The following is a 2966-nucleotide window of genomic DNA, read 5'->3' on the forward strand; positions in this document are numbered from 1 at the left end:
CCTCCAACTCCTCCAACACCGCAACCCGGGTGGCAGCAGCCTTTCTCGCTCTGGACCGCTCCGCGGCCCCTTCCTTCTGTTCCCGCCGCTGCTGCGCCTTCGGCCGAAGCGCCGCTAGCTCCGCCGCCTGCTCCTCCCTCAGCGGGTCCCGCTCCGCCAACGCCTCCAACACCGCAACCCGATCGGCAGCCCAGATCAACGTCGGCCGACCACGCGTCCAAGTCGTTCTGATCAGCCCCAGTCCACCCCGATACTCCCTCCGGCCCCGCAATCCGATCGGCAGCAGCTGTGAGCACCCCACTCCCGCCATTACCCGGGCTCCCGGAAACAGCCGCAGCAGCGGCTGCGTCCTCCTCCCGCCACTTGGCCCCCCCGGAACCCTCGCCAACCTCCCCCCGCGAGCCCTGGCCAGCCTCCCCCTGCGTCCTCCCCGCACTCGCGCCGGTTTTCCCCGCCACCGGCCCAGAAACAACACCCCGATGCTTCGGACCTGTCACCTCAGTTGGCAACCCAGACCCCCCACCCTGGCCCCGCCAGGAACCACTGGGCGGCAACACCACCTCCCCATCCGATTCAGCCCCCAGCACCGGAATCACCCACAGCCCCAGTCCACCCCGATACTCCCTCCGGACCCTCAATCCGTTCGCCAGCAGCCTTTCCGGTCCGGTACCGATCCGCGTCCGCATCCTTCCTTTTCTGCCACTTCTGCCACTGCTGTGCCTTCGGCCGAAGCTCCGCCAGCTCCACCTCCTGCTCCGTAGCCAGCGGCCCACGCTCCGCCAACGCCTCCAACTCCGCAACACGAGCGGCAGCAGCCGTCATCGCCCGGTACCGATCCGCGTCCCTTTGCGTCCTTGTCCGCCAGTCCTTAGGGTCCGGGCGATGCGCCTCCTGCTCCGCAGCCTGCGGCCCCTGCTCCGCCAATTGCTCCAACTCCGCGACCCGGGCGGCAGCAGCCTTTCCCGCCCTGCGATACTTCGGGGCACTTTCCTTCTGCTTCTGCTTTTGCTGCGCCTTCGGGTAAAGCTCCGCCAGGCTCCGCCTCCTGCTCCACAGTCAGCGGCCCCTGCTCCGCCAATTCCTCCAACTCCGCGACCCGGGCGGCAGCAGCCTTTCCCGCCCTGCGATACTTCGCGGCACTTTCCTTCTGCTTCTGCTTCTGCTGCGCCTTCGGGCGAAGCTCCGCCAGCTCCGCCTCCTGCTCCCCACTCAGCGGCCCCCGCTCCGCCAACTCCTCCAACACCGCAACACGAGCGGCAGCAGCCTTTACCGCCCGGGACCGCTCCGTGGCACTTTCCTTCTGCTTCTGCTTCTGCTGCGCCTTCGCGCGAAGCTCCGCCAGCTCCGCCTCCTGCTCCCCACTCAGCGGCCCCCGCTCCGCCAACTCCTCCAACACCGCAACACGAGCGGCAGCAGCCTTTACCGCCCGGGACCGCTCCGTGGCACTTTCCTTCTGCTTCTGCTTCTGCTGCGCCTTCGCGCGAAGCTCCGCCAGCTCCGCCTCCTGCTCCCCACTCAGCGGCCCCCGCTCCGCCAACTCCTCCAACACCGCAACACGAGCGGCAGCAGCCTTTACCGCCTGGTACCGCTTCGCGTCATTTTCCTTCCTTTTTCGTTTCCGCTCCGCACTAGAGTCCTGCTGTGCTGCCTGCTCCGTCGCAGTGAGCACCCCACTCCCGCCATCACCCGGACTCCCGGAAACAGCCCCAACAGCAACGGTTGCATCCACCTTTTGCCGCTTTTTCGGACCCGTCACCTCGGCCGGCAACCCAGAGCCCCCACCCTGGCCCGGCCACCGGGAACCACTAGGCCGCAACACTTCCTCCCTGGTAGACCTGATCGTCGTCCCGGGCTGTGCGTCCCCGACCACCGACGCCGCCTGGCCAGACGTCGTCTGGGCAGCCGGTGTCTCTTCCCTGGCCACCATCTTCTGACCAAAGACCGCAATCACAGCCGACGAATCCGCCAGACCTGCCATACCCTGACCGCCCCCAGCTGGCACCAGGCCACCGGGCCCGCCCACCGGCCTGGGCCGAGAACCATCCGCGGCGAACACCATCCACCGCGGCCCGCGCCCGCCCTGTCCCTGCGTCATCGCGACAACATCACGCCCCACGCCCCGCGCCAGAGCCGAACCCTGACCAGTCGAGACCACCACACCCGCACCCGGATTGCCCTGCGCGACCAGCAGCACAGGCCCACCCGTGGAATCCGTGACACCGTCCCGCACGAACTCCAGCAACCCGCCACCAGCAACCACATCCGCCGGCACCGGCACCCGGACCGCGTCCACCGGCAGCTCCGCAAGCGGCGCCACCACCCGGTCCTGCTGCAGAGACGGCACCGCCTGCGCCCCATCCACCGACAGCACCGCCGATTCCGGCAGATCCGTTCCAGTGTCCTCGCGATGCGAAACTCCAAGCCCCGCAACTGAATCCGCAACAGAAGACCCATCCCGGCCGGTCAAGCCACCCGGCGAGGACTCATGCCCCACAGACATAGCACCACCGTCCGGATCCGCCAACGCCCGAGACTCAGACCCGGCTGTGACAGTCTCCGGTAACGCGGCATCCAAGGACCCACCGCCCGCCCAGTCCCCGCCCCCGCCACGAACTGCCGGCCGAACTTCAGAGAATTGAAGAGCGCCACCACCGTCTCCAGGAAATTCACCTGATAACGCTCATCACCGGAATGATAATTCGCCTGATTCACCCCCGGCAGGAACCGATCCCAAGACCCAACCGACTCACCCCCCGCTACCGGATCTGCGACACCCAACACACCACCCCCCACCGCATCCCCCGCATCCGGCCACACCGCATCCCCAAACAACCCAACGGAACCCTCCAAGTCGTGGTAGTCGGGGAGGAAACCAGCGAAATCATCCACGCCGGCAACCGACCCAACACCGCCGGGACCCGCAGCATCGTCACCGGTATCCTGTCCCAGGAACGCGGGCAACTCAT

General features: G+C 67.6%; 2 protein-coding genes and 2 pseudogenes. All 4 read right to left on the reverse strand.

All coding sequences use genetic code 11. The features are described 5' to 3' along the window. Window positions 1-199: pseudogene (locus tag SSPN_RS48470) on the reverse strand (hypothetical protein); the annotation flags it as partial. Between the two features lie 374 nt (window positions 200-573). Beyond that, window positions 574-822, reverse strand: coding sequence for a hypothetical protein (locus SSPN_RS58175; RefSeq protein ID WP_192814574.1), 249 nt, complete (start codon window positions 820-822; stop codon window positions 574-576). A gap of 46 nt (window positions 823-868) precedes the next feature. Beyond that, complete coding sequence (locus tag SSPN_RS61365) at window positions 869-1669, reverse strand: hypothetical protein (protein ID WP_237711001.1); 801 nt, start codon at window positions 1667-1669, stop codon at window positions 869-871. A 794-nt stretch (window positions 1670-2463) separates the two neighbouring features. Then, a pseudogene (locus SSPN_RS61370) lies at window positions 2464-2966 on the reverse strand (hypothetical protein); the annotation flags it as partial.

Source organism: Saccharopolyspora spinosa NRRL 18395, from assembly GCF_000194155.1.
Lineage (GTDB): Bacteria > Actinomycetota > Actinomycetes > Mycobacteriales > Pseudonocardiaceae > Saccharopolyspora > Saccharopolyspora spinosa.